Annotated in this window: 24 protein-coding genes; 11 read left to right on the top strand and 13 right to left on the bottom strand. The window is 67.8% G+C overall.

Annotation, left to right across the window (positions count from 1 at the left end):
* Positions 1 to 59: 59 nt before the first annotated feature.
* The 4 genes from ABZW96_RS04120 to ABZW96_RS04105 all read right to left on the bottom strand — a co-directional run bounded on the left by ABZW96_RS04120 (position 60) and on the right by ABZW96_RS04105 (position 3,730).
* A complete protein-coding gene (locus tag ABZW96_RS04120; protein ID WP_355071185.1) occupies positions 60 to 1,160 on the bottom strand; it encodes an inositol-3-phosphate synthase in 1,101 nt (366 codons plus the stop codon).
* Positions 1,153 to 1,710 carry a PadR family transcriptional regulator gene (locus ABZW96_RS04115; RefSeq protein WP_039803160.1) on the bottom strand — a complete coding sequence of 186 codons (558 nt, stop codon included), beginning with the start codon at positions 1,708 to 1,710 and terminating at the stop codon, positions 1,153 to 1,155. Before ABZW96_RS04115 ends, ABZW96_RS04120 begins: the two co-directional genes overlap by 8 nt.
* Positions 1,711 to 1,823: 113 nt before the next feature.
* The gene (locus ABZW96_RS04110) at positions 1,824 to 2,621 is read right to left on the bottom strand and encodes a DUF1707 domain-containing protein (protein WP_355071184.1); all 798 of its coding nucleotides are present in this window, start codon (positions 2,619 to 2,621) and stop codon (positions 1,824 to 1,826) included.
* A gap of 5 nt (positions 2,622 to 2,626) precedes the next feature.
* Positions 2,627 to 3,730, bottom strand: a complete 1,104-nt coding sequence (locus ABZW96_RS04105; RefSeq protein ID WP_355071183.1) for a DUF1707 domain-containing protein — start codon at positions 3,728 to 3,730, stop codon at positions 2,627 to 2,629.
* Between the two features lie 112 nt (positions 3,731 to 3,842).
* Between ABZW96_RS04105 and ABZW96_RS04100 the strand changes: the two genes are divergently transcribed.
* The 3 genes from ABZW96_RS04100 to ABZW96_RS04090 all read left to right on the top strand — a co-directional run bounded on the left by ABZW96_RS04100 (position 3,843) and on the right by ABZW96_RS04090 (position 9,534).
* Positions 3,843 to 4,262: a DUF5318 domain-containing protein gene (locus tag ABZW96_RS04100; protein ID WP_355071181.1), complete on the top strand. Its 420-nt coding sequence runs from the start codon at positions 3,843 to 3,845 to the stop codon at positions 4,260 to 4,262.
* Between the two features lie 684 nt (positions 4,263 to 4,946).
* Positions 4,947 to 7,142, top strand: coding sequence for a transglycosylase domain-containing protein (locus ABZW96_RS04095; protein WP_355072073.1), 2,196 nt, complete (start codon positions 4,947 to 4,949; stop codon positions 7,140 to 7,142).
* A gap of 661 nt (positions 7,143 to 7,803) precedes the next feature.
* Positions 7,804 to 9,534 carry a glycosyltransferase 87 family protein gene (locus tag ABZW96_RS04090; RefSeq protein ID WP_355071179.1) on the top strand — a complete coding sequence of 577 codons (1,731 nt, stop codon included), beginning with the start codon at positions 7,804 to 7,806 and terminating at the stop codon, positions 9,532 to 9,534.
* 21 nt (positions 9,535 to 9,555) lie between these two features.
* Here the strand turns inward: ABZW96_RS04090 and ABZW96_RS04085 are convergent, their stop codons facing one another.
* Both ABZW96_RS04085 and ABZW96_RS04080 read right to left on the bottom strand, forming a co-directional pair.
* Positions 9,556 to 11,127 (bottom strand): TerD family protein, encoded by a 1,572-nt coding sequence (locus tag ABZW96_RS04085; RefSeq protein WP_355071177.1) that lies wholly within the window; start codon positions 11,125 to 11,127, stop codon positions 9,556 to 9,558.
* Positions 11,128 to 11,155: 28 nt separating this feature from the next.
* Positions 11,156 to 12,577, bottom strand: a complete 1,422-nt coding sequence (locus tag ABZW96_RS04080; RefSeq protein ID WP_355071175.1) for a TerD family protein — start codon at positions 12,575 to 12,577, stop codon at positions 11,156 to 11,158.
* A 181-nt stretch (positions 12,578 to 12,758) separates the two neighbouring features.
* Here ABZW96_RS04080 and ABZW96_RS04075 point away from each other — a divergent pair, with 181 nt between their 5' ends.
* The 5 genes from ABZW96_RS04075 to ABZW96_RS04055 all read left to right on the top strand — a co-directional run bounded on the left by ABZW96_RS04075 (position 12,759) and on the right by ABZW96_RS04055 (position 17,440).
* On the top strand, positions 12,759 to 13,382 hold the full coding sequence (locus ABZW96_RS04075) for an AIM24 family protein (RefSeq protein ID WP_355072071.1): 624 nt from the start codon (positions 12,759 to 12,761) through the stop codon (positions 13,380 to 13,382).
* 6 nt (positions 13,383 to 13,388) lie between these two features.
* A complete protein-coding gene (locus ABZW96_RS04070; protein WP_355071173.1) occupies positions 13,389 to 14,084 on the top strand; it encodes an AIM24 family protein in 696 nt (231 codons plus the stop codon).
* Between the two features lie 2 nt (positions 14,085 to 14,086).
* Positions 14,087 to 14,851 carry an AIM24 family protein gene (locus ABZW96_RS04065; RefSeq protein WP_355072070.1) on the top strand — a complete coding sequence of 255 codons (765 nt, stop codon included), beginning with the start codon at positions 14,087 to 14,089 and terminating at the stop codon, positions 14,849 to 14,851.
* Between the two features lie 103 nt (positions 14,852 to 14,954).
* The gene (locus ABZW96_RS04060; protein ID WP_355071171.1) at positions 14,955 to 16,457 is read left to right on the top strand and encodes a hypothetical protein; all 1,503 of its coding nucleotides are present in this window, start codon (positions 14,955 to 14,957) and stop codon (positions 16,455 to 16,457) included.
* Positions 16,458 to 16,594: 137 nt separating this feature from the next.
* Positions 16,595 to 17,440 (top strand): hypothetical protein, encoded by an 846-nt coding sequence (locus ABZW96_RS04055; RefSeq protein WP_355071170.1) that lies wholly within the window; start codon positions 16,595 to 16,597, stop codon positions 17,438 to 17,440.
* 3 nt (positions 17,441 to 17,443) lie between these two features.
* Here ABZW96_RS04055 and ABZW96_RS04050 read toward each other — a convergent pair whose 3' ends face one another.
* On the bottom strand, positions 17,444 to 18,241 hold the full coding sequence (locus tag ABZW96_RS04050) for an MBL fold metallo-hydrolase (protein ID WP_355071168.1): 798 nt from the start codon (positions 18,239 to 18,241) through the stop codon (positions 17,444 to 17,446).
* Positions 18,242 to 18,288: 47 nt separating this feature from the next.
* Between ABZW96_RS04050 and ABZW96_RS04045 the strand changes: the two genes are divergently transcribed.
* Positions 18,289 to 18,687: a MerR family transcriptional regulator gene (locus tag ABZW96_RS04045; protein ID WP_355071166.1), complete on the top strand. Its 399-nt coding sequence runs from the start codon at positions 18,289 to 18,291 to the stop codon at positions 18,685 to 18,687.
* A gap of 40 nt (positions 18,688 to 18,727) precedes the next feature.
* On the opposite strand, the gene ABZW96_RS04040 is transcribed toward ABZW96_RS04045, so the two are convergent.
* Together ABZW96_RS04040 and ABZW96_RS04035 are read right to left on the bottom strand one after the other, a co-directional pair.
* Complete coding sequence (locus ABZW96_RS04040) at positions 18,728 to 18,883, bottom strand: hypothetical protein (protein WP_355071164.1); 156 nt, start codon at positions 18,881 to 18,883, stop codon at positions 18,728 to 18,730.
* 180 nt (positions 18,884 to 19,063) lie between these two features.
* Positions 19,064 to 19,231, bottom strand: coding sequence for a hypothetical protein (locus ABZW96_RS04035; RefSeq protein ID WP_355071163.1), 168 nt, complete (start codon positions 19,229 to 19,231; stop codon positions 19,064 to 19,066).
* Between the two features lie 148 nt (positions 19,232 to 19,379).
* Between ABZW96_RS04035 and ABZW96_RS04030 the strand changes: the two genes are divergently transcribed.
* Together ABZW96_RS04030 and ABZW96_RS04025 are read left to right on the top strand one after the other, a co-directional pair.
* Entirely contained in the window at positions 19,380 to 20,225 is an 846-nt protein-coding gene (locus ABZW96_RS04030) for a hypothetical protein (RefSeq protein ID WP_355071161.1), read from the top strand.
* On the top strand, positions 20,222 to 20,791 hold the full coding sequence (locus tag ABZW96_RS04025) for a class IV adenylate cyclase (protein ID WP_355071159.1): 570 nt from the start codon (positions 20,222 to 20,224) through the stop codon (positions 20,789 to 20,791). The genes ABZW96_RS04030 and ABZW96_RS04025 overlap by 4 nt, the downstream gene beginning before the upstream one ends.
* Here the strand turns inward: ABZW96_RS04025 and ABZW96_RS04020 are convergent.
* The 4 genes from ABZW96_RS04020 to ABZW96_RS04005 are packed head-to-tail and all read right to left on the bottom strand — an operon-like array spanning position 20,763 to position 25,418.
* Positions 20,763 to 21,551, bottom strand: a complete 789-nt coding sequence (locus ABZW96_RS04020) for an HAD family hydrolase (RefSeq protein ID WP_355072068.1) — start codon at positions 21,549 to 21,551, stop codon at positions 20,763 to 20,765. The genes ABZW96_RS04025 and ABZW96_RS04020 overlap by 29 nt on opposite strands.
* Before the next feature lie 59 nt (positions 21,552 to 21,610).
* Positions 21,611 to 22,750, bottom strand: coding sequence for a cysteine protease StiP family protein (locus ABZW96_RS04015; RefSeq protein ID WP_355071157.1), 1,140 nt, complete (start codon positions 22,748 to 22,750; stop codon positions 21,611 to 21,613).
* Positions 22,747 to 24,207, bottom strand: coding sequence for a phosphoribosyltransferase family protein (locus tag ABZW96_RS04010; protein ID WP_355071155.1), 1,461 nt, complete (start codon positions 24,205 to 24,207; stop codon positions 22,747 to 22,749). Before ABZW96_RS04010 ends, ABZW96_RS04015 begins: the two co-directional genes overlap by 4 nt.
* Entirely contained in the window at positions 24,204 to 25,418 is a 1,215-nt protein-coding gene (locus tag ABZW96_RS04005; protein ID WP_355071153.1) for an HpcH/HpaI aldolase/citrate lyase family protein, read from the bottom strand. Before ABZW96_RS04005 ends, ABZW96_RS04010 begins: the two co-directional genes overlap by 4 nt.
* Position 25,419 lies beyond the last annotated feature (1 nt).

The raw sequence follows: 25,419 nt of genomic DNA, 5'->3' as shown, positions 1-25,419 counted from the left end.
GCACAACGCAGCCGGCCGGAGGCTTCTGCCTCCGGCCGGCTTGCGTCGGTGTCACCGAATCACTCGGCGCCGATGATGAAGGCTTCCAGCTGGGCGCGCGCGATGTCGTCGGCGAGCTGCTGCGGCGGGGACTTCATCAGGTAGGCCGAGGCGGGGATGACCGGTCCGCCGATGCCGCGGTCCTTGGCGATCTTCGCCGCGCGTACGGCGTCGATGATGATGCCCGCGGAGTTCGGCGAGTCCCACACCTCGAGCTTGTACTCCAGGTTCAGCGGCACGTCACCGAAGGCGCGGCCTTCCAGGCGGACGTAGGCCCACTTGCGGTCGTCGAGCCAGCCCACGTGGTCGGACGGGCCGATGTGCACGTCGTTGGCGCCGAGTTCCTTCTTGAGGTTGCTGGTGACGGCTTGGGTCTTGGAGATCTTCTTCGACTCCAGGCGCTCGCGCTCGAGCATGTTCTTGAAGTCCATGTTGCCGCCGACGTTCAGCTGCATGGTGCGGTCGAGCTGCACACCGCGATCCTCGAACAGCTTGGCCATCACGCGGTGGGTGATGGTCGCGCCGACCTGGCTCTTGATGTCGTCACCGACGATGGGGACACCGGCTTCGGTGAACTTCGCCGCCCAGACCGGGTCGGAGGCGATGAACACCGGCAACGCGTTGACGAACGCGACACCCGCGTCGATCGCGCACTGCGCGTAGAACTTGTCGGCCTCCTCCGAGCCCACCGGCAGGTAGGACACCAGCACGTCGACGTTGTTGTCCTTCAGCACCCGCACCACGTCGACCGGCTCGGCCTCGGACAGCTCGATGGTCTGCGCGTAGTACTTGCCGATGCCGTCGAGGGTCGGCCCGCGCTGCACGACGACGTCGCTCGGCGGCACGTCGGAGATCTTGATCGTGTTGTTCTCGCTGGCGAAGATCGCCTCGGCCAGGTCGAAGCCGACCTTCTTGGCGTCCACGTCGAACGCCGCGACGAACTTGACGTCGCGGACGTGGTACGGCCCGAACCGCACGTGCATCAGGCCGGGGACGGTCGCGGATTCGTCCGCGTCCTTGTAGTACTGCACGCCCTGGACCAGCGAGGAGGCGCAGTTGCCCACACCCACGATGGCGACGCGAACCTCTGTGGCGTTGTCAGCCTTCTTGACGTCACTCATGGCCGATATTTCCCTCTTTCTGTGGTGCCGCCTTCGTCGATTGCTCCGCCGCAATCAACTCGTTGAGCCAGCGCACTTCGCGCTCGCTTGATTCGAGTCCGAGTTGATGGAGCTGCCGGGTGTAGCGATCCAACGACCCGCTGGCCTTCTTGATCGCCTCCCGGAGCCCCTCTCGGCGCTCCTCGACCTGACGCCGCCTGCCCTCCAGGATCCGCATCCGCGCTTCCGCGGGAGTGCGGCTGAAGAAAGCCAGATGAACGCCGAAGCCGTCGTCGGTGTAGTTCTGCGGCCCGGTGTCGGCGAGCAACTCGCTGAACCGTTCCCGCCCGGCCGGGGTCAATTGATAGACCCGTCGCGCGCGGCGTGTCGTCGCGCCCGCGGGGATCTCCTCGGCGATCAACCCGTCCGCCTGCATGCGGCGCAGTGTCGGGTAGAGCGATCCGTAGGAGAAGGCACGGAAGGCCCCGAGCAGGCCCGTCAACCGCTTGCGCAGCTCGTACCCGTGCATGGGCGCTTCCAGGAGCAGCCCGAGGATTGCCAGTTCGAGCACCGGGCTTCACCCCCTGACTGTGTACAGAACCTAACCGATGGATGCGACTTTCCACTATATCGGAGCGATACATCTGTGCACAGCCGTAGGCCCGGTGGGGGTGTCGGGCGCAGTCAGCGAGTGGGCGGGAAGACCGCGAGCGGCTCGCCCGCGAAAGTGGCCGTCAGGGAGCCGGACGAACCGCCTTGGTCCTTGACATAGATCTGTAGCACCGGGCCGAGATCGACCGGACCTGTGGAGCCGAAACTCAGCATTACGTGGGTGACCACACCATTCGGTGTACGCACGGATTGCGGCGCTCCGGCCAGCAGACCGGCGACGGCGGGCACATCGATGGTCGAGAGGTCGAAGGTGCGAGTCCCGCGTTCCCGCTCCGAGGTCCGTGAGCTGCGGAAGTCGCCGTTGTAGTAGTAGTCTCCGGTCTCCGACGCACTGCCGGGCTGCTGCCGGTCCACGACCACGTACTTCGGAAACAACGTGACCTTGTCGGCGACCAGGTCGCCGAACTCGGCCCGGTATTCCGCGAGGAAATAACCCAACCCCGCACCCGTGGTCAGGTCGGGAACGTCCTCGGAGGACCCGGGCAGGTCGACGCCACATCGGCTGATCCCGCCGATCATCGCACCTGCCACGAAGGCCGCGACCAGCGCCGATACCGGCGCCAGCCAGCGGCGTGGACGCCGCCGGTCCACCCGGACCGCCGGGGCGTTCGCCAGCCCGTCCGGCACCTGGAGATCATCGATCAACTCGTCGAGCTCGCCGAAGGACTTCGCGCGCATGGCTCGGGCGGTGCGCGCGGCGTGCTCGGCGGCGGTGAGCTGGCCGTCGGCCAACGCGGCGTCCAGCAGGCCGCACACGTCGGCGCGATCGGTGTCGCGGGCACGGACGTCGCTGTATCGGGTGGTCGCCATCGCTCTCATCCTCCGAAGGGCCAGACGCGGCGCACCTCGCCCGCCGGGGTCAGCACGAAGTGGCCGCTCTCCTTGACGGAGTTGCCCACGTGGATTTCGACGACAGGTTGCCCGGTGGCAACGCCGTAACCGGGGGACAGGCCGTTCACGCCCACCCTCAAAAGCGTGACGACGCCGCCGGGCACCCGGGTCGTCGCGGGCGCGTCGGCGAGAGCCCGGCCGATCGTGTCCACATTCAGCGCGGCCAAGTCCACCGACGGGGTATCGGTCTTGCGCGTCTCGATCTCATGGGACTGGGCGAAACCACCGCGGTAGTCGTACTGGACCTTCCGGTTCGGCTGGCCGGGCACGGCCCGGGTGAGCGTGGCCAAATCGTCGTGCAGATACAGCTCGTCCACCTGCAGATCGCCGAATTTCCGCTGGTAGTTGCGCAGGAAGAGGGCGATTCCCTCGGCGGTGACCAGACTCGGCGTCGCGACCACCACGGGCTGCACCGACCCGAGTTCCGCCACCGTCGGTGCTTGGGCCGCGGATCGCGGTTCCGCTTCCCTGGTCACCGCGAGAAAACCGGCGCAGGCGGCCAGCGCCGCGGCCACGGCCACCGCGGCCCGATACCACTGACGCCGATGCGAACGCGGCGGTCGCGGGGCGGGGGCGACGTCACGGGGCCGCTGGAGATCCGCGACCAGATCGTCCAGATCTCCCAGGGTGCGCGCTTCCGCGGCGAGTTCGGTGAGGGCGTCGTGCTCGTCTTCGGACAGCTGGCCATCGGCACGGGCGCGGTCGAGCAGTTCGCGCGTAGTGGCGCGATCGGCATCGCGCGCCCTGGTGTGACCGGGATAACTACCGCCGGAACCGGAGCGGCGCAATACTTTTCGCGCGACCGACGGGCGCCGCGCGGCGAACCCGCGCGCAGCGGCCGGGGTTTGCAGGTCGGCGGTGAGCGCGGCCAATTCGCCGAGCGTCTTCGCCGCCGCGGCCTGCGCGATCCGGTCGTGGTACTCGTCGGCGCCGAGCTGCCCCTCGGCGTAGGCGGCATCCAGAAGACCGGATGCGTCGGCGCGGTCGAGATCACGCGCTCGCATGCGCCCGGATGCTGCGGTGGACACAGACGGATCGTAGTCCGGGTAGCGGCGCGACGCGCTGGATCGGCCCGGCCGGGAACGGTCAATCCGCAGCAGCCCGGGGCGGCCCGATTCCATCCCCGCTACTCTGGTTCTCGTGCGAATTCAGCGGCAAGTTGTCGACTACGCCCTGCGGCGCCGGTCGCTGCTGGCTGACGTCTATGCGGGCCGGGTCGATGTCGCCGAGGTGTGTGATGCGAATCCTTATCTCTTGCGTGCGGCGAAGTTCCATGGCCGCGGGAGCGAGGTCACATGCCCCATCTGCCGGAAGGAACAGCTGACCCTCGTATCCTGGGTCTTCGGCGACGGCCTGGGGCCGGTCGCCGGATCGGCTCGCACACCCGAGGAGCTTGCGCGACTCGCCGAGACGCGCGAAGAATTCTCGGTTCATGTCGTCGAGGTATGCCGGACCTGCAGCTGGAATCATCTGGTGCAGTCCTATGTACTCGGTTCCGCGCCGGCACCGCCGCGACGCCGCTCCGGGACACGCGCGAACCGGCGCACCGCCGCCGAATGAAGTGCCTGGGTCGTCCCCGGCGGGTGACTCGCGGAGCCGGCATGCGTCCGCCGCGGTGACGACTACCGCTGATTGCCACCTGGACCGCTACGAGTTATGGAGATCTTGTCAGTGAATTCGCCCTACGAGCCCTACGGCGATGAGCCACATGGCGGTCGTCCTCCGCAGAGTTCACGTCCAAGTCCCAACCCGTATCAGAATCCCCGTCCCGGACCACCTCCCGGCGCCCGTCCGGTCCCGCCGCCCGGTGCGCGTCCCCTCCCCGGTGAGCCGCGCGGCCCCCAGCCGCCGCGCCGTCCCGGCCCTCCGCCGAACGGTCGCCCTCCGCAGGGCGGCCGTCCGCCCCAGCCGAGCCGGCCGCCACAGCCCAACCGCGGCGCGCCCAATGGTGGCGCTCCCGGCCCCCAGCCTGCCCAGCGGACGCAGCGGCCGGGTTCCCTGACCGAGGCGGTGAACGAACGCGACAGGCGCGGCCCCGCCACCGGACCGCGTCCGGCCACCGGCGCACGTCCGGCGGTGGACCGTGACGGACGTCGCGTCCCCGGTAGCGGCCCCACGACCGGCGAACGCAGGCAGGCCGCGGGCGGTCCGCCGTCGGGCCCGCCGCCGCGTCGTGGCGGCAGCGGCGGCTCCGACGGGCCGGGAAGGCGGCAGCCCGGGCAGCAGAAGAAATTTCCCTGGCGGATCGTGCGCCGCACCCTCTACGTGCTGATCGCGTTGGCCATTCTGCTGCCCAGCGGCATCTTCCTGGCCGCGTACACCACGGTGTCGGTGCCGCAGCCGGGCGACCTGAAGTCGAACCAGGTGGCGACCATCTTCGCCTCCGACGGCACCTCGGTGATCAGCAAAGTGGTTCCGCCGGAAGGCAACCGGACCGACGTCACCATCGACCAGATCCCGCCGCACGTGCGCAACGCGGTGATGGCCGCCGAGGACCGCGACTTCTACACCAACCCCGGCTTCTCGATCTCCGGCTTCGCGCGCGCGGCCAGGGACAACGTTCTCGGCCGGGAGAGTGCGGGCGGTGGCTCGACCATCACCCAGCAGTACGTGAAGAACGCGCTGGTCGGTGACGAGCACTCGCTGACCCGCAAGATGCACGAGCTGGTCATCTCGGCCAAGATGGCGCGGCAGTGGAGCAAGGACGAGATCCTCGCCGCGTACCTGAACACCATCTATTTCGGTCGCGGCGCGTACGGCATCGACGCGGCGGCCAAGGCGTACTTCGGCAAGCCGGTGTCGGAACTCACCGTCGCCGAGGGCGCGGTGCTCGCCGCCACCATCCAGCTGCCGTCCAGCCTGGACCCGGAGAAGAACCCCGAGGGCGCGAAGACCCGCTGGAACTACGTGCTCGACGGCATGGTCTCCGGCGGCAACCTGAGCGCGACCGAGCGACAGGGCCTGCAGTACCCGCGGGTCGTCCCGCTCTCCTCGACTCGGGACAAGGCGCAGGACTCCGGCCCCGAGGGCCTGATCAAGACCCAGGTGCTCAAGGAACTCGGCGCGGCGGGCATCAGCGAGCAGCAGCTGAACACCGCGGGCTTGCAGATCACCACCACGATCGACCCGAAGGCCCAGCAGGCCGCCGTCGACGCGGCCACCTCGAAGATGCAGGGTGAACCGGAGCAGCTGCGTACCGCCGTGGTCTCGATCGATCCGCACACCGGCGCCGTGCGCGCCTACTACGGCGGCAACGACGGCCAGGGCTACGACTTCGCCAACGCCGGTTTGCAGACCGGTTCGTCGTTCAAGGTCATCGGCCTCGCGGCCAACCTGGAGCTGGGCATCCCGCTGTCGCAGATGTACGACAGCTCGCCGCTGACCGTGAACGGCATCAAGATCTCCAACGTCGAAGGCGAGGGTTGCGGCACGTGCACCATCGCCGAGGCGCTGAAACGGTCACTGAACACCAGCTTCTACCGGATGGAGCTGGACATGCAGAACGGCCCGCGCAAGATCGCCGACATGGCGTACAAGCTCGGCATGCCGGACACCATCGCGGGAGTCGGCAAGACGCTCACCGAGTCGGACGGCTCCGGGCCCAACAACGGCATCGTGCTCGGCCAGTACCAGGCGCGGCCGCTCGACATTGCCTCGATGTATGCGACGCTGGCCGCCTCCGGCGTCTACCACGCGCCGCACTTCGTGTCGAAGGTCGTGACCGCCGACGGTCAGGTCCTGCTCGACCGTGGTGAGGTAGCCGGTGAGCAGCGCGTTTCGGCCGCTGTCGCCGACAACGTCACCGCCGCGATGAAGCCGATCGCGGCCTACTCCCGTAACCACGGGCTGGCCAACGGGCGCGAATCGGCGACCAAGACCGGTACCGCGCAGCTGCTGGACACCGGCGAGAACAAGGACGCCTGGATGGTGGGCTACACCCCGTCGCTATCGACAGCGGTGTGGGTAGGCAGCGTCGACAACTCGCCGCTGCGCAACTACAGCGGCGGCATGATCTACGGCTCCGGTCTGCCCTCCGACATCTGGAAGGCGACCATGGACGGCGCGCTCTCGGGGACTCGCAACGAGACATTCCCGAAGCCCGCCCCCATCAAGGGCCAGGCCGGTGTCCCCGAATGGTCGGCGCCCTACACCCCGCCGTCCACTGTCGACTCTCCGCTTCTGCCACCCGTGGTGGTCGCGCCGACCCAGGTGGAGATTCTGCCCGGCATCACGATCCCGGTCCCCGGCGTCCAGCCCGCACCTCAGCAGCAGCGCCCGCAGCAGCAGCGTGAACCGGACTCCGGACCGCTGCCCGGCCAACCGGTCGCACCGTCCGACGGTGCCGCACCGACGGCCACCGGCTCACCGAGACCCGGCAACAACGGCAACTCGGGTAACAACGAAGGCACGAACGGAACCGCTCCGACACGGGGCCGATAGTTCGCCGGCGCACAGGCCGGGTCCGACCGCATCAGGTCCGGTCCCGGCCTTCGTCGTATTTGCGCCGGATTGCCGAGAGACGGCTTGCTCCCTGGGCTGGTAATTCCGGGAAGCCGTGATCGATCGGTCCGGTCGGCGAATTCCATTCCCGGCGCCCTCGGATGCAAGTACATATCCGAACTTCGGTGGACAGGATCACCGTGAAAAACGCCCCTCTGGGCAGACATTATTGGTCAGCAGGCGGATCACCGAACTCGCCAAGGATGTCCAGACCAGAATGCGTTGATCATGCGGGCCATCCCCGCCCGGCGTCATTCATACCCAACGCATGAGAAAATACGGAAAGGCTCGACCGCCCAACAGCGGTCGAAAGACCGAATCCTTTCAGCCCTGGCCAACGTATCCGATCGCAGCCAGGGCCGACACGAAGGAAGAGATCAGATCGGAGTCTTGTACCAGAAACCATTCGGATCCTGGTAGCACCTCTCCCTGGCACCCGCCCAGCTCGAGCATTCTGCGTACTTGAAGTATCCCTGCGGGACGACATACGTTCCGAATTACGCTCGCGATGCTCGGAGGCCGTGCGCGGATGGCAACGCGCGGAAGACCGAAGCCGACTCGGTCCGGACCGTGGGCCGTACTCCGGGTAGCCTCGGTTTCCGTGACCGATCAGCAGCTGGTGGAGCCACGGAGGAATGGGAGGGCACCGCTGTCGGACCAGAAGGCGCCCGGTGGGGCGTACTACGCCGCCCCTGCTCCGCTCGCCTCTGATCTGCGATCGGCGGACGCGCGGGACCGGCCGAGTCGCAACGATTCGCTCGCCGCGCAATTGTCGACGGTGATCGGTGGGCCGGTCGGTGATCATGCGCTGATCGGGCGGGTGCGGTTCTGGACGCCCATGCGGGTGCTGATGGCGTTCGCCCTGGTGTTCCTGGCGCTCGGCTGGTTCGGCAAGGCGGGATGCATCCAGCAGACCACCGGCGCGGACGGTCCCACGCTCGACTGGAACAACGGCCGCCAGTACGTGGCGATGTGCTATTCGGACACCGTGCCGCTCTACGGGGCCGAGCGCCTGAACGAAGGCGCCTTCCCGTACAAGAAGCAGTGGACCGAACAGACTCCCGACGGTGGACGGGAGACGCGGTACATGGAATATCCCGTGCTCTCGGGCCTGTACCAGTACCTTTCGATGCGGATCGCGAAGAGCTGGGACGCTTCGCCGCTGCCCGGCGCACTCCAAGTGGTGATCTACTTCAACGTCGTCGCGGTCGGTCTCGCCATGGCCTGGCTGATCACCGTCTGGGCGTCGGCGTTGCTGTCCGGCCGCCGGATCTGGGACGCGGCGCTGATCGCCTGTTCGCCGTTGGTGATCGTGCACGCCTTCACCAATTTCGACGCGCTCGCGACGGCCTTCGCCGCGACCGGCCTGCTCGCCTGGGCCCGGCGCAAACCCGTGCTGGCGGGAGTGCTGCTCGGTCTGGGCGGCGCCGCCAAACTGTATCCGCTGCTGCTGCTCGGGCCGATCCTCGTGCTGTGCCTGCGTACCGAGACGAGGCAACGCACGCTGCGCACGCACCTCGGCCTGCGGATACGCGACATCGACGGCTGGCCGACCTTCCTGGCGTGGGTGCGGGAGACGCCCTACCGCATCCAATTCCTCAGCGCCCGACCGATCGGCGCCGCGTCCGTCGCGATGTGCGCCGCGCTGGCGACCTGGCTGGTGGTGAACCTTCCGATCGCCGCGCTGTTCCCGAACGGCTGGCAGGAATTCTTCCGGCTCAACACCACCCGGCACGCCGACCCGGACTCGATCTACAACGTGATCTCCTCGTTCACCGGCTGGCGCGGCTTCGACGGCGCGCTGACCTACGGGGAGCAGCCCGCGATCCTGAACGCGGTCTCACTGCTGGCGTTCGTCGCGGCCTGCGCGGTGATCGCCTACATCGGATTCACCGCGCCTCGACGGCCGCGGCTGGCGCAACTGTGCTTCCTCGTGGTCGCGGCGTTCCTGCTGACGAACAAGGTGTGGAGTCCGCAGTACTCGTTGTGGCTGGTGCCGCTGGCCGTCCTGGCGCTGCCGCACCGGCGCATCCTGCTGACTTGGATGACCGTCGACGCGCTGGTCTGGGTGCCGCGAATGTTCTACTACCTCGGCTTGGACCGCAAAGGTTTGCCAGAGCAGTGGTTCACCGGCACCGTCGCCCTGCGCGACTTGGCGGTGGCGGGGCTGTGCGCCCTGATCGTGCGCCAGATCTACCGCCCGGAGGAGGACCTGGTGCGGCGCGACTTCGTCGACGACCCGGTCGGCGGTGTCGTCGACCGCATGCCGGATCCACTGCTGCCCTGGCTGCCTGAGCCGCTGCGGCCGCGAACGGCGGTCGCGGGCGGCTGACCCGGTCGCCGGTTCAGGCGCTCACCTCGTACGCAGGAAGCGCGCCTGCCGTTCCGGCTCGTGCGGCAACAGATCCAGATCGAGTTGCCAAGCGCTGCCGGTCCATGGATCGAACAGCGGCGTGCCGCCGATCGTCGGCAGGTGGCGGCACGACTGCGACAGCATCGCCACGGTGGTGTCGGCCGAATCGGATTCGTTCGCGCCCACGATCACGATGGACAGTCCGATCAGCTCGCCGCGCGTGATCAACGCGCCGATGCGCTGTGCGTCCGAACTCTGGTAGCCGTGCGGAAAGTCCGCGGCCAGCAGGACCCGGTGCTCGCTGGGCGGCGTGAAAGCACCGCTCGTATAAGCCAATTCCGCCAGTTCGGCCGCGTCCACCAGCGCTTGCAGCCGCGCCGAGATGTCGGCGTGGTCGGTGATCGGCGGTCCGTTCAGCACGGGAGCGAGCAGGCCGGTGAAGCCGCCGAACGCATCGGTGAGGTCGATGATGTCGACCAGCGTTCGCCGTTGCGGCGCCGTGGCGAGCAACCGCGCCAGCAGTGCGCCCACGACCGGCGCGACCGCACGGGTCGACTCGGCATCGATCCACAGCGGCCGATTCAGCGGCACCGGAACACAGTACGGAATACGCAGCGACCCCCGGTCGAGCGCGTACAACTCACCGAGCCGGATACCGTCGCTCGGCGCGGACGGCTTGTCCCAAGCGGGTGAGTCCCAGGACGCGAGGGCGCGCGGCAGCACCCGGTCGGCCGCGGCGAGTTCGCCCATCAGCTGTTCGGCATCCCGCTGGTGGTTGCGCTCGGCGGTGTCGACTAGTTCGTCGTGCCGTTGCTGCGCGGCGCTGCGCGCCTGCTCGGCCGCCGGAGTGTTCCTGGTCGCGGGATCGGAGACGGCGAGCGACAGCTCGTGATCCAACCGCTTGGCCGCGTACTCTCGCGCCGATACCAGCGCGGCGGCCGACCGCGCCGCGTCCTCGAACACCATCCACAGCCGTTCCAGGCCGTGACCGACTTCCAGCGGCGCACCGGCGGCGGCGATCTGCGCGTCACCCGCCAGTGGACCGGACATGGTGTGCGTACCGGGTTGGTCGGCCTGCTCCGGGGCCGCACCGTCGACCTCGACGCCGTGCGCGGTGAGCAGCACGGCGAGGCCGCCCGCGTAACCCTGGCCCACCGCCCGCAGTTTCCAGGCCGGACCGCGCCGGTACACCTCCAGGCAGATCAGCGCCGTCTCACCGGACGACGGGGTGATCGCGAATTCGGCGGTCGCGCTGTCGTTCTCGGACAGGGTGGCGGTGACCGGCCCGAGCCCGCCCGCCCGCGCGGGGGCGGCCGGATCGGCGCTGACCACCAGTAGTACGGCCTTCGCGTCCGCGCGCACCTCGGTGAGCGTGATCGTGACCCCGTCGGCCGCCAAGGCGACCCCTGCCGTGGCGGGCTGGTTGTAGAAGACGAAATCGTCGCTCGAGAACACCTTCAGGTTCTCCGCCACCACCAGCGCGGAAACATCGAGGGCAGCCTCGGCTTTCGCACTGAAACGAACGACCTCACCGGTCAACGGGATGTTCTGACCGGCCTGCAGTTGAATCACCTTGTCCGCCCTGCTGTCCCGCCGCCGATCAACCGTTGACGAGGAAGCGGCCGAGCTGCGGCACCGCCTCACCCGGATGCTTGGCCTGGAAGCCTTCGCCGAGCGCCTGCAGTTTCCAGTCGTTGCCCACCCGGTACAGCTTGGCCATCGCCATCGCGGTGAACGGCATGCCGCCCGCGAGGGTGTATCTGGCCAGCTCGCCGTTGTTCGTCCCGTCGACCAAGCGGCAGAACGCGTTCTGCACCTGCTCGAAGGTGTGGCCCTTGTAGGAGGTCACGATGAACAGCAGCGTGTTGACGTGCGCGGGGACGCGGGTCAGGTCGACCAGGATCACCTCGTCGTCGCCCTCGCCCTCACCGGTGAGGTTGTCGCCCTGGTGGCGGATGGAGCCGTCTTTGGAAGTCAACTGTCCGTAGTACGCGACGTCCACCGGGTTCATGTCGGCGAACATGATGACCGACGCGTCGAGGTCGATGTCGACCGTGCGGTTGCCGAACATGCCGCGGCTGCGCACCGGATCCCAGCCGAGACCCATCTTCACGAAGGTCAGCGCGGCGCCTTCCTTGCGCAGCGTGACGCGCTGCCCCTTGACCAGGCTGACCGGGCGGTCCTTGCTGAGGCTGACCTCGGCGGGCTGCTGCGGCTGCGGCGGCTGGCCGGGCGGCGGGTAGCCGGGCCCGGGGCCGGGCGGCGGCGGGTAACCCGGACCGGGCGGCGGATAACCAGGGGCACCCTGCGGTGGCTGGCCGGGGCCGGGCGGCGGGTAGCCAGGTCCGGGCGGCGGATAACCACCGGTCGGCGCGTACTGCGGCGCCTGCTGCTGGGTGGGGTACGCCGGGGTGGTCGGCGGCGGGTAGTTCGGCTGCTGCTGGACGGGCGGCTGCTGAACCGGCTGCTGCGGAGGCGGCGGCGGGGCCTGGGGAGCCTGAGCGGGCTGGGCGGGAGCATCGTCGACCGTCACACCGTGATCGGTGACCAGCGCGGCGAAACCGCCCGCGTAGCCCTGTCCGACCGCACGCACCTTCCACGCACCCTGGCGGCGGTACAGCTCGAGCGCGATCACGATCGACTCGGTGTTCAGCCCGTCGATCCGATAGGCGTACAACTGATTTCCGGCCGCATCCGACACGATCGCGGTCGGGGCGGGGAACCTACCGAAATTGCTGTTCGCGTCGTCGAGCGTGATCACAGCGCGAATCTGATCGATGTCGGCGGGCACCGCGTTCAGCGACACAGCCAGCGACGCGGGCTGGCCCGCGGGCGCAGGCTGCAGATTGACCCCGGGGCCGCTCGGCTGGTTGAAGAAGACGAAATCCGCATCGGAACGGACCTTGCCCCGCTCGGTGACCAGTAGCGCCGACAAATCCGCCGGCGCCGTGAGCTGGACGGATATCACCACGTCGTTGGTGGCCAGCGGACCGTTCTGGCCCTTGGCGAGAGTTGCGGACAAGTTCGACCCTTCGCTTGTCGGTGCGTTCGCCTGACACTCTACGAGAAACGCGCTGCGCGGCGCTGGAATCGAACGGCCGTGCTGCCCCGACACCCACGGAAGCATCGGTTAGGGTGACGGCACGTAGATGGAATACGGCGACTCCACCGTGTTCCCGATCGAGACAGCAGGCAAACATTCCATGGCGCAACTGTTCGAGCAGTCGAAGAAGGTGATCGAGGCCCACCTGGCCGGCACCAGTCTCCGCGCGATCTCCGGTTCGATGATCGCCTACGAGGGAAACGTGCAGTTCAAGGCGGCCGGCTTCGGCGGTGGCGACGGCGTGCTCGCCGGGCTGAAGCGCCGAGCCACCGGTGAGAAGCTCTCGCTGATGGAGTGCGCCGGTCACGGACGAGTGTTCTTCGCGGTCAACGGCCAGCACGTCACCGTCGTCGACTTGAACAACGAGACGCTGCAAGTGGAGTCGCAACAACTGCTCGCGTTCGCCGGGAACCTCCGCACCGACGTGCGTTTCGCCGGTTTGCGCGGTGCGTCGACCGGACAGGGCCTGTTCACCACGACCGTCTCCGGCCAGGGCCAGGTCGCGCTGCTCTCGGCCGGCGGTCCGCTCATCCACCTGGAGGTCTCGCCGCAGTACCCGCTGATCGTCGATCCGGACGCGTTCGTCGCGGCGCGCGGAAACCTCAACCAGTCCTTCGTCACCGACGTGTCCTGGCGCAGTTTCGTCGGTCAGGACGCGGGCGAGGCGTTCTCGCTGCGCTGGGACGGCCACGGCGTGGTGTTGATCCAACCGGCGGAACGGTAGAGACGGATGTTCGAGAAGATCAACGGCAAAGTCGTCAAGGTCAACGTCGGAATGGCGGGGGGCGTGGTCGCCCGCAACGGCGCGATGCTGTTCTACACCGGCGATGTTTCCTTTGCCCCCCACCAGGTTCCGGGGGCGCAAGGGATGGGCGGCATGGGCGGGCTGATGGGGCTAGCGGGCCGCGCGATGGCGGGTGAGCACGAGCGCACCATGCTCGCGCAGGGCAATGGCGAGGTCCATTACGGATTCGCCGGCCTGGAGGTGCACGTGGTGCACATGCAGCCGGGTGCGACGTTGCGCGTCGAGGCTTCGCGACTGCTCGCCAACACCGCCGGATTGCAGAGTTCGGTGGTCTCCGTGATGAGTTCGGGTGGCGGAGGCGGTGGCGGCCTGATGGGCGCGCTGCGTGGCGCCGCCTCGGGGGCGTTGACCGGACAGGGCCTGTTCACCACCCAGTTGTCCGGGCAGGGCGCCGCGGTGCTGCTCGCGCACGGCGGATTCCTGGAATTGCAAGTAGGCGGCCCGAATCCGATCGTGGTCGATCCGCAAGCCTTCGTCGCCGCCTACGGCAATGTGCAGACCGAGCTCAAAGCGGCGCTGAGCTGGCGAGACGCCGTCGGGCGCGGTTCCGGCGAGGCGATGCAGTTGCATTGCGTCGGGCAGGGCGTCGTCTACGTGCAGGCCTCCGAAGAGAAGTTGTGAGCATGTCCCAGATCCTCAACCCCATGAACCTCGGTGAGAGCGACAACATCCCGGGAAACAGCTACGCCTACTGCATCGACCTGAACAAGCCGTGGTTCATGCGCAAGGGCGCGATGATCGCCTACTACGGCGACATCCGGTTCCAGGCGCTCAGCCACGGGTTGCAGGGCGGACTGCTGCACATGGTGTCGCAGCAGTTCTCGGCGCCGCTGTTCACCGGCGACTACGTCGTCGCGGAGGGGCACGGCAAGCTGATCATCGGCGACCGTGGCTACGACATCAACTCCTACGATCTCGAGGACAACGGCAACCTGACCATCCGGGCGGCGAACCTGCTGGCCTTCGAGCCGGGCCTGTCGCTGAACCAGTCCATCGTGCCCGGGTTCCTCACGTTGATCGGCACCGGCAAGTTCCTCGCCTCGTCCAACGGGCCGGTGATGTTCGCCGAGCCACCGCTGCGCGTCGACCCCGAGTCGCTGGTCGGCTGGGCGGATTGCCCTTCTCCGAGCCACCACTACGACGAACGCTGGATCTCGGGTTTTCTGGCCGCCGGTGCGGCACGATTCGGCGTGAACTCCGGTGAGGAGCGCCAGTTCGATTTCACCGGCGCGGGGACCGTGCTGATCCAGTCCAGCGAGAAGGTGCTCAGCGACTCCGTGCTGGTGCGCACCATCGAGGGACAGATCCAGAGCGGCATCACCGTCGGCGGCCTGCAACGACTGCAAGGACTCATCGCCCAGCAACTGGCCGGGCACCAGCAGTACTGAAACGCGGCGCGACGCGAATCGGGTACCCGACGGTCGCGGCCGTGCCCGCGTAATCACTCGCGTGGGGGATTCGCGGCCCGCCGGACCCGGATACCGTTCATTCGTGTTTCACATCCTCCCCTCCCAGGTTCTGCGCGCGACGCTGCCTGCGGCAATCCTTGCCGCGGTAGTCGCGGTGCCCGCCGCCGCGACGCCGATCCCTTCGGTGCCCGCCGTGCCGGAACCGGCGCGATTCGTCGGTGCCGCCGCGAGCGGCGAACCGGTCACCGGCATCCCACCGGTCCCGCAGAACCCACATCTCGCGCCGAACGGAAACTCGGGAGTCCACAACGACGGGTGGATGAGCGATACCTACCGCCGCCCCGGTCCGCTCGGCCGGTCACCGCGGACCGATTCCCTGCTGCTCGGCAGCGAGTGCGGTTCGGTGGCGTTCGACCGCGCCGGACGCATCGTCAGCACCTGCCTGGGGCTGCAACCGGGCCTTTACCTCATCGACCCGACGACGATGAGCGTCCTCGGCAAACATCCACTGCCGGGCAAGAATCCCCTCGATACGCTGCGGCCCGGCGCTTTCAACAATTTCGGCGGCGGCGGGTACTTCTACCTCGATGACGAAGACCGCGCCGTGGTGGGCACCAGCACCGGACACATTCAAGTGTTCGCCGAGAACCCCGCCGCCGACGGGTTCTCGCTGGTACGCGACTACGACCTGACCGGCGTGCTGCACCCCGAGGAGACGCTGAACTCCGCACTGCCGGACTCGAACGGCCTGATCTGGTTCGTGGCCAAGACGAACGGCGTGGTCGGCACACTGGATCCGGATACCGGAGCGGCGCAGGTGGTTCGGCTCGGAGACGGTACGGAGAATCAGATCGAGAACTCGTTCGCGGTCGGTGCGGCCGGTGAGGTCTACATCGCCACCAACCGGCGGCTCCTGCGTTTCGACGCCGGTCCCGACGGCGCGCCCCGGATCACCTGGCAAACCACCTACGCCAACAGCAACCAGCGCAAGCCGGGCCAAGTGGACGACGGAACCGGCACCACGCCCACCGTCCTGCCCGACGGCTATGTCGCCATCACCGACAATGCCGATCCGATGAACGTCGTCGTCTACCGCACCGCGCCCTCGGTCGCCGAACGGCAGGTGTGCGCGGTGCCGGTGTTCGAGCCGGGCCACAGCGCCACCGAGAACTCGCTGATCGGCGCGGGACGCTCACTCATCGTCGAGAACAACTACGGCTACGGACACCCCGACGCGGTCGCCTCCGGTAAGACCACCGCCGCGGGCTTCGCCCGTGTCGACATCGACGCCGACGGCAACGGCTGCCATCTGACCTGGACCAACGCGGTCGAAGCCGCGCCGTCGGTGGTACCGAAGCTGTCCCTGGCCACCGGGTTGATCTACACCTACACGAAGGGCACCGATCCGAGCGATCCCTGGTACTGGACGGCCCTCGACTACCGCACCGGCGCGACCGTGTGGAAACAGCTGTCCGGCACCGGCCTCGGCTTCAACAACAATTACGCCGGAATCGCCCTCGGCCCCGACGGAGCGGCCTACCTCGGCACACTCGGCGGACTGGTGTCGATGCGCGACAGCGGGTGAGCCGGGGCGCGCGAACCGCGTCGGAGCAGAACAGACTCGTGGGCGTATCACCTACGGAGAGCGAAGGATTCGCGACAGGTCGGTGAACTCGTCTCGATGTTCCCCAGGGCCGGTGACGGTCGGCGGAGAATCGAAAGATGGCTGACTTGGCGCTTTCGCCGCAGCGCCGCACGGCGCTGACGAACCTCGTCCAAGACGAATCCACCTTCGCGACAGCGTATCCGCGGGTCGCGGACTACTGGTCCACCGCGGGCCGGTTGCCCGGCACCGGTGACGACATCACCGACGCCACGTTCGACCTACACCTACTGCACTACATGACCGGCGGTGCCAGCACGAATCCGTACTGGGACATCGTCGCCGCCGCGGTATCGCCCGGACCGAGGGAGCGCGCGAACCGTGCCGAGGTGAACGGCGGCAACCCGAAAGGCAGTGCGCGGCTGGCGTATGCGCAGATCGTGCTGCAAGCCGCGTACGCGTACGCGATCCCCGCACCTGCCACACTGCGCTGGGTAGCGGACGTCGCGCAGGGCAGGCCGGTGCTGGAAGTCGGCTCCGGGCGCGGTTACTGGGCGCATCAGCTCACCCGAATCGGCGTGCCCATCAGCGCTTTCGACTCCCACCCGCCGGACCGGGCGACCAACACGGCCTTCCCCGCCGCGCCGGGGCAGGCCGCGACCTGGCATCCCACCGCCACGCCGCCGTCTTCCACGGCCGATCTGGTCGCCGGGCACGCCGACCACGCGCTGTTCCTCTGCTGGCCGCCCGGCTGGGAGAACCCGATGGCCTCCAGCACCCTCGCCGCCTACCAGGAGGCGGGCGGCTCGTCGCTGATCTACATCGGCGAAGCACGCGGCGGGCGGACGGCCGACAGCGCGTTCTTCGACCTGCTCGAAGCCGGATGGACCTTGCTCGACCAGGACCCGGGCTATATCTCGTGGTGGAATCTCGGCGACCGGGCACAGTGCTGGCAGCGCCGGTAGGGGTCAGCTCGCGCGCTGGAACTCCCACGGGTCGTGCGCGCTGATCAGGGTGACCTCGTCGCCGTGATCGCGGTGTAGCTCGCGCAGCCGAGCCTGGGTGCCCAGCCGCAAGTCGTGGTGGACCTCGGAACCGGTCTGCACGACGTCGAGCACCGGGTGCGGCTGCGGAGCCGGATCGAGTTCGCGGTGGTAGTAGTACGCGTCGCCGCAGTGCAGCAACCAACTGTCGCCGTGGCGAACGGCGACCCCGGTGTGGCCCGCGGTGTGCCCGCCCAGCGGGATCAGCTGGAAGTCGTCGGGCAGGTCCTTCGGTTGGATCGCGTTGAAACCGAACCATTTTCCGGTCGGTTCCGACGGGTAGGCCACCCAGTTCGGATCGTGCGCCCAGTGCGCGGAGCGATAGCGGAAGCTCGGCGCTTCGGCCTGCGCCGCTGCCAGTTCGGCGGCGAGGACGTGGACCTGTGCGTGCGGGAAGTCGGGCAATCCCCCGCAGTGGTCCACGTCGAGGTGGGTGAGGATGATGTGCCGGACGTCGGCGGGCTCGTAGCCGAGCCGTTCGACGTGCCGGATCGCGGTTTCGTCTTCGGAAAGGATGGGCTGGGCCATCGCCACCCAGTCCGCGCCGAGGGTGCCCGCCGGGTCGCGCACGTCGTCCAGTCCGATGCCCGTCTCGATCAGGACCAGGCCGTCGGACGCGGTCTCGACCAGCAGGCAGTGGTTCACGGCATGCGCGGGCGCGGGTCCGTCGTAGGTGGCTTCGATCTGCCGAACCGATCCGCAATTGAGGTGATGGATTGTCATGTGAGCTAGTCTGTGACTTGAAGCGCGGTTCAAGTCAAGGAGACGAGATGGCCGACCTGCTCGATATCGCCGAGGTCGGCGAACAAACCGGCCTCGCCCCCTCCGCCCTGCGTTTCTACGAGAAACGCGGACTCATCGCCCCGACCGGCCGCAACGGCCTGCGCCGCACCTACCACCCCGACGTCCTGAGCCGCCTGGCCCTCATCCTCTGCGCACGCGGCGCCGGTTTCACCCTCACCGAAATCGCCCGCTTCCTCCGCGCCTCCCCCTCCGACGCCGAACTACGCGCCCGCATGGCCGAAAAAGCCCGGCAACTCGACGACGACATAACCCGCCTCATCCGCATGCGCGACAGCCTCCGCCACGCCGCCACCTGCACCCACGACCCGTTGGTCGAATGCCCGGACTTCAAATCCACCTTCGAGCCGACCTCCAGCGCTGTGTAACTAAACAGATCCATCCCGATCGGCCGATGGGCGGGCACGCCTATTCGCTGGTCGAGTCGATCGGGAATGCCTTCCCGTCGATGACTACGAAAGTTTCGCTGGCGAATCCGTACTCATCCACGACCGACCACGTCCCATCGGCGTGCTCCACCCAGGCGGCGGGACCGCCTTGTTCGTCACTTCCCTGCCTGCCCACCGCTAATCCTCCGACGATCCGAAGATGTAGGCCGAGGCGGACAGGTATTGCTACAGCCGGGGCCGTGGCCGCAGTGGACATTCGCAACGAAGCGCGCTTGCTCCAAGGATCGGAAGGAACCATCGACCGCGCAGTTTCGGTGCATCCTGCGCCACTGCTCGGTGTCGGCGAGCGAGATGCTCATCGATCCGTCTCCTGCTCGACGCGGTGGATGATGTCGTACGCATCGACCGATTCATCGGTTTCGTTCTCGCGATCGATGAGCCACGGCAGCACGAACCAAACAATCCACAGCCCGAACAGGACTGCGACGACAACGACACTCGTAGTAATGATATCGGCGGGCATACACACAACCTCTCGACAGACTCGATAGTTGCCGCCAACTCGCCATAACTGCAGCCAGAGCGGCGATTACGGAGAGATTCTGGCTTTGGCCATGCCCTTCGCTCGATAACGCAACGGGTATCTCATTGTGAGATATAAGCTCGGCGCAATGGAGACCAAGTACGGGGGAATCGAGGTCCCTGCGGCGGTCTGGCACAAGCCCGAAGTGGGCGCGCTCCTGCGGCGACGCGATGTGTCGGCGCTACTCCGCTCAGTTCAGCGGTACACCGGAGCAAGCCAAGCACGCATCGCAGCGGCAGTAGGGCTGGGCCAGGGCCGAGTCAACGAGATTATCAACAGCAGAAGAACTGTCACCCGCTTCGACGTGTTCGAGCGGATCGCGGATGGCATCTCGATGCCGGACCACGCACGTGTCTTGTTCGGCCTCGCTCCGCGTCACGCGCATACGCTCACCGGCCACGCCGAGATTGCGCAAGCATTCACCGTGCAGTCGGAGGCCGATGCCGAGCTACGCCGACAAGCGCTGATCGCAGAGCGAATCGACCTGTTGGCTGTACGCGGTCTGGGGCTGCTCGCACTCAACGAGTCGTTGCTGCGTGGCACACTGCTGCAACGGACCGACAGCGTCGCTGTTCGAGCTCTCCTCTTGGATCCGGATTCGAAGGCCACAGGTATCCGCGCAGCGGAAATCGGCGAATCGAGACAGTCCTTCGCTGCGGGCATCAAGCTCGCCCTGGCACGGATATCCGAGTTTCACGAGCATCCCTTTGTCGAACTGCAAGTCGCTGTCTACGACTCGCTGCCGACCTGGCGGATGCTGGTTTTCGACCAGACTTTGTATCTGTCTGCTTTCGGCGCGTCCGCCGAAGGACATCGCTCAGGGATGTACAAGCTCACGGCGGCTGCCAACGGAGTCCTGCATGCCGGATTCCTACGGCAGTTCGAGCAGATGTGGCTGCAAGCCCGTCCGATCGCGAGAGGATCGATCACATGATCGAGGCGGAACTCAAGGCTCGGGTCCGTGACGTCGAGTCCGTGCATGCTGCGTTGGCGGCACGGAGCGCAGGTCAACGCTCGAAGTACAAGGACACCTACTACGACCTCGCGGACGAGCGATTGTCTTCGGAGGGCCGCGAGCTGCGGCTGCGGACGATCACTACGGACAACGGACGGCGATCTTTGCTGCCCTACAAGGAACCCGCGGTCGACACGGCGAGTGGATCGAAGCCGGAATTCGAAACCGAGGTGGCCGACCCCTCGGTGATCGACTCTGTGCTACGCGGTCTCGGCCTGAAAGACCTGGTCTGCTTCGAAAAGCACTGCATCAATTATCGATTCGCATCCGGAGGGCGCGAGTTGCTGGCCACGCTGGTGACCGTCCCCGAATTGGACGGCACGTTCATCGAGCTGGAAACCATCGTGCCCGAAGCGGAGCTGGCGGAAGCGCTGGAAATCGTGCGTACCACGTTTCGTCGACTCGGAATCCAGGACGGCGATCTCACCACCGAGCAGTACACCGATGCCGTACTGGCTACTCGGAAGGCGTCGGAGCTGCCTTGATGAACCAGTTGATGATCTCCTCGCCCGCGAGGATGCCGGTGGCTCGGGTGACGGTGAGGTTGGGGTGGGTCCAGTTGAGTTGTTCGAGTTCGCCGTGGCGGGGGCGGATGGCGGAGTCGGCGGCGCGCAGCATTTCGGCGTCGAGGGCGCCGTCGCCCGCGGCGAGGGTGCGCGCCTCGTCGGCGAGTTCCCGGTTTTCCCAGAGGCGCTTGCGCACCTCGGCGACCGCGCGGCTCTTGCAGACCGCGACCGGCATGGTGTAGATCTTGCGGCCCTGCTGGGAGGCCGACCAGCCGCGCGGACGGCACCAGTCGTCCCACTCGGCGAGGAATCCCTCGGGGACGGCTTTGGGCTTGACCACCAGATAGCAGAACAGGTGGTCGGCCACGCGGAACTTGGTGACCCAGGAGTCGTCGATGCGGGTGTGCAATTCCTTGCTCACCTCGGACAGGGTGGCCCCACCCGCACGGACCTTGGCGTCGATGTCGATGCGCCAGCTCAGATCGGGCACGCCATCCACCAGGATGTTCCCGCCGTTGCTCGTGATCGCGTAGCGCCACGGCGCTCCGGGCAGCCGGATGCGGTCGAACTGTTTGATGGTGCGGGTGGTGGTGGGAACGACAGCGGCGGGTTCGGTCAGGGTCTGCATCCGCAGCGCCGCGGTGGTGGTCATGAACGAAAGCGGCGCCCCTTCCAGATGCTCCACGCAGACCGTCGGCACGTCGGCGGTGGTGCTGAAGGCGTTACGCGAGTAGATCATCGTCCGGTCCAGGTCGGTCGCGATCAGCGCCCGTCTTCGATGGGTTGCCGGGGATAGGTTCACTGCTGCACGTCCTTGATCAATCCCATACACGAATATGCCAGGTCGGCGACGATTTCGACCGGGACACCCCGGGCCGAGGCGAGCATCCGGATGTGCGCGTGCTCCGGCGCGTCCGCCTCGCGCACCAGCACCCGCCACGGCACCCGCCGCAGCAGCACCCGCGTGGTCTCGCCGACACCGGGCTTCACGAAATTCACGCTGGTGATGCCGTACCGCTCCCGCACCTGCTCCACCGATGCCCAGCCGGTCCAGGTGGGCGTCCGGTCGCTCGCGCGGATCGCGGCCACCTCGGCGGGCACCCGATCGCGGATCGCGTCGAAGGCGCCGCTCACGGTGTCCAGCAGGCGCCCGGACACGTCGTCACCGGCCAGTTCGCGGTAGAACTTGGCGCCGTGGAAATCGCCGGGTCCGATCAGCGTGTCGTTCAGAACCGTGCGCGAAACCAGGCCGGAGACAGTCGAATTCAGGCAGGCCGAGGCGATCAGGAAGTCGTCGCGGGTGCCGTAGGTGCGCACGCAGTGCCCTGGATCGGCCAGCACCGCCAATTCGTCGTCGAACCGCGGGCCACCGGCGGCGTGGTAGGCGTCCAGCGCTTCGGTCAGTTCGCGGGTGATCGCGCCTTTGCCGGTCCATCCGTCCACGAACACGACCGAGGACGGATCGTGCTGCTCGGCCAGATAGTCCAGCGCCACCGCGTCGATGCCGCGATCCCGCACGATCGACACCGCGTAGTGCGGCACCTCCAGGCTCGGACGCCGCGAACGCAGCCACCGGCGCATGAGAATGCCGACCGGCGTGCCCGCGCGGGCCAGCGACACCAGGACGACGTCCTCGCCACGTTCGGCGACGACCAGCTCCGACACGGTCGCCACGGCCAGCGCGAGCCGTTCGGCGCTGGCCGCGAGCACCTCGTCGAACAGCGCGCGGTACGACGCGTCGGGCTGATATTCGATCGGCAGCGACTCCGCGTAGTGCGCCTTCCCGGCCTGGATCCGCCGTTCCCGCTCGGCGATGTCGGCCTCCAGGTCGACTTCCGACAGATCCTTCAGCAGCCAGGAAACTTCCTCGGCCGCGTAGGAGCCGAATTCCGGTCCGTGCAGCGGGATGGGTAGCGCGCCCACCCTGGTACCGGTCATATCCGGCTCCCGTTCGACTCCACGCGTTCGGCGTACAGCCGCCGCGGATCCGCCTCCGGCAGCACCGCGAGCAGCACGTCGGCCCCGGAAGCGGTCAGTACATCGATCAGCCCGTGTTCGGCCGTCAGCTCCGCGGTGTCGGCAGGCGAGTCGACCACGACGACGAGCACCGGATCGGCGGCCGGGCCGTCGCCCTCAGCGCCGCTGTCCACACCGTCGTCGGTGATCGTCACGGCGGCATCGCGCTCCGACGAAGCGGCGACCAGCCCCGCCAGATCGGCCTCGAACAGGTCGAGCGAGGTCGCGGGCCACTGCGCGTTGTAGAGATAGCGCGGCGCGGCATCGCCCGGCTCGGGTGCGGTGAAGCGAAACCCTCGCCGCAACGGATATCCCGGCTCATCCAGCACGTACGCGGGCGATCGCGTGGTGGTCTGGAAGCGGGTGGGCGTGCCCGACTCGGCGAGCAGCGCCGCCAATCGCAGGGGCAGGTACATCAGCTCCTCGTGTCCGAGCACGATGACGGGCCTGCCCGCGAAGTCCGCGTCGAGCCGGGCGGTCAAAGCCTGGCCTGCTTCCAGCAGCGCCGCCTCGAACGCGCCGATGTCGGAAGCGAGTACGCCGTGCCTGCCACCCTCTGGAACCGCGGCCGGCCAGGGGAGTTCGACGCGCCCGAACGAACCGAGATGCGCGGCGGTCGGGTTGAGCCGCGGTTCGGGAAGGGCGCCGACCGCCTCGACCAGCCCGTCGGGCAGCGACGCGCGACCGATGGCGAGACAGACCGTGTCGATCCGGGCACCGAGTTCGGCCGCGGCCGCGTCGAATCGGGCGCGATCGGCCTCGGTGCGCAGATCGACCAGTGACGCGAGCACGTAGTGCGCACGGGGCGCGAAGGCGTGCAGCGCGCGCACCGCATCGATCGCCGTCGCGCCGGTGGAAATCTCGTCATCGACGAGTACCAGCGGCAGATCGTTGACGAAGATGTCGGCAGGCGCCGGTTGCAGCAGGTGGGAAGTGGCGTGCGAGTGCCCCTCCTCGAAACCGGCGAGCGTCGACGCGTGCGGCACCGCGCGCCGGGTCGAATGCAGATAGCAGCTCGCGCCGATTCGCGCGGCCACACAATGACCGAGACCCGTTGCGGTCTCGGCGAATCCGAGCACGACGGCATCGCGCTCACCGAGCACCGCGCGGACCAGATCGCCCAGCTGATCGCCCGCACCGAGCACCACCCGCGGATCGGTCGGCAGATGCTTGCCCAGCACGGTGGAAACCAGCAGGTGCGCCCGGCGCCGATTGTTGTGGCGCACACCCGGCTGCACCAGGGCCGTGATCGGCAAACGCGCCGTGCGCAGCCGGTCCGAGCCGAGTTCGCGCACCGGATCGTGATGCAGGTCTATACCGAGCACTTTTGTCGCCCAGAATGTTTCGTTGTCGCCGAAATCGGTCGCGGTTCGGCTCATACGGTGACCAACGCCGTCAGCAGATCCACGAACGACACTCCCTTGTTCGCCACGCCGAACACCCGCGCGCGCAACAAGGTCTGTCGCGCCCAACTGCGATGCGGCCGCATCTCGTTCATCTTGTTCCGGTAGCCGGAGGCCGCCACGCCGCCGACGTCGTCGCGCAGGATGTCCAGCGCGTCCGAGTACTCCTCGTGTGTCACCACCGACAACGCGTGCACGGCCGCCACGTGGGACGGGTGGATCACCGTCTTGCCCTGGATGCCGTTGGCCCGGTCCAACGTGATCTCCCGCAGCAAACCGTCCAGATCCCGGCTGACCAGGTACTGCCGGAACGGCACCGCGTCGGACTCCTCGAACGGCGCCGTCCGCAGCAGCGGCCGGAACATCCGTTCGTGATCGGCGAAGTACTCCCACACCGGCCCCGTGATGACGAAACCGGTTCCGTCCGCGCGCCCCAGGTAGTTCACGATGTCGGCGATGACGTCGGCGACCACGCGCACGTCGTAGATGGTCAGGTCGCGGTCGCGCCGGATGCCGAAGGTCGAGCACATGTCGGTCGCGCCGACCCGCACCGCGAGCACCCGGTCCCGGTGCGCGGCCAGCAGCGCCGCGATCTGGGTGAGTTCGTAATCGCGGGTCTCCCGATGCACCAGCCCCGCCGACTCCAGCACCGGCATCCCGTACAGCGGCCGGCCCAGCCGCTGGGCCGCCACGTTCAGCGCGTTGAGGTACTTCGGCCCGGTGACGCTGTCGAACTTCGGGAACACGAACCCGGTCAGCACCTTGGCGCCCGGTCCGAGTTGCTCGATGAGCTCGGTGATCGTGTCCGCGTCGCGCACCCGAACGAACAACAGCGGGTTGGCGTCGTGGCTGCCCGCGAGCAGATCCAGCGCGTCGACGGTCTGCCGCTTGGCGTACTCCACCTCGTGATCGGCCACCGCGTCCTCGAGGTCGATCACCATCGAACACACGCCGTGCCCGGCCCGCCTGCCGATCGTCAGCGCGAGATCGGGCCTGGTCGCGGGCGCGTACAGCGTCGCACCGAGACCGATCGCGAGCAGCTCGCGGTCGGTGTTGTCGTCGCCGAACGGTTCGGGCTGCCGGTGGAAAAGACGCCTCGCCTCCGGTCCGGGCAACTGCCGGAAGTGGCGCAGCGGCATTCGCTTCCGCAGGGAAACCTCCTGCTGGACGGCGATGCCTGCGGTCATC

This window comes from Nocardia sp. NPDC004168, assembly GCF_040610355.1.
Taxonomy (GTDB): domain Bacteria; phylum Actinomycetota; class Actinomycetes; order Mycobacteriales; family Mycobacteriaceae; genus Nocardia; species Nocardia sichangensis.
This window is presented reverse-complemented; position numbering and strand designations above follow the sequence as displayed.

Bases quoted from the DNA above. Each gene is read 5' to 3' on its own strand.
- ABZW96_RS04065 (WP_355072070.1), top strand. From the start codon at position 14,087: ATGTCCCAGATCCTCAACCCCATGAACCTCGGTGAGAGCGACAACATC.
- ABZW96_RS04015 (WP_355071157.1), bottom strand. From the start codon at position 22,750: ATGACCGGTACCAGGGTGGGCGCGCTACCCATCCCGCTGCACGGACCG.
- ABZW96_RS04055 (WP_355071170.1), top strand. From the start codon at position 16,595: ATGGCTGACTTGGCGCTTTCGCCGCAGCGCCGCACGGCGCTGACGAAC.
- ABZW96_RS04010 (WP_355071155.1), bottom strand. From the start codon at position 24,207: ATGAGCCGAACCGCGACCGATTTCGGCGACAACGAAACATTCTGGGCG.
- ABZW96_RS04035 (WP_355071163.1), bottom strand. From the start codon at position 19,231: ATGCCCGCCGATATCATTACTACGAGTGTCGTTGTCGTCGCAGTCCTG.
- ABZW96_RS04075 (WP_355072071.1), top strand. From the start codon at position 12,759: ATGGCGCAACTGTTCGAGCAGTCGAAGAAGGTGATCGAGGCCCACCTG.
- ABZW96_RS04005 (WP_355071153.1), bottom strand. From the start codon at position 25,418: ATGACCGCAGGCATCGCCGTCCAGCAGGAGGTTTCCCTGCGGAAGCGA.
- ABZW96_RS04050 (WP_355071168.1), bottom strand. From the start codon at position 18,241: ATGACAATCCATCACCTCAATTGCGGATCGGTTCGGCAGATCGAAGCC.
- ABZW96_RS04070 (WP_355071173.1), top strand. From the start codon at position 13,389: ATGTTCGAGAAGATCAACGGCAAAGTCGTCAAGGTCAACGTCGGAATG.
- ABZW96_RS04110 (WP_355071184.1), bottom strand. From the start codon at position 2,621: ATGGCGACCACCCGATACAGCGACGTCCGTGCCCGCGACACCGATCGC.
- ABZW96_RS04020 (WP_355072068.1), bottom strand. From the start codon at position 21,551: ATGATCTACTCGCGTAACGCCTTCAGCACCACCGCCGACGTGCCGACG.
- ABZW96_RS04045 (WP_355071166.1), top strand. From the start codon at position 18,289: ATGGCCGACCTGCTCGATATCGCCGAGGTCGGCGAACAAACCGGCCTC.
- ABZW96_RS04025 (WP_355071159.1), top strand. From the start codon at position 20,222: ATGATCGAGGCGGAACTCAAGGCTCGGGTCCGTGACGTCGAGTCCGTG.
- ABZW96_RS04030 (WP_355071161.1), top strand. From the start codon at position 19,380: ATGGAGACCAAGTACGGGGGAATCGAGGTCCCTGCGGCGGTCTGGCAC.
- ABZW96_RS04120 (WP_355071185.1), bottom strand. From the start codon at position 1,160: ATGAGTGACGTCAAGAAGGCTGACAACGCCACAGAGGTTCGCGTCGCC.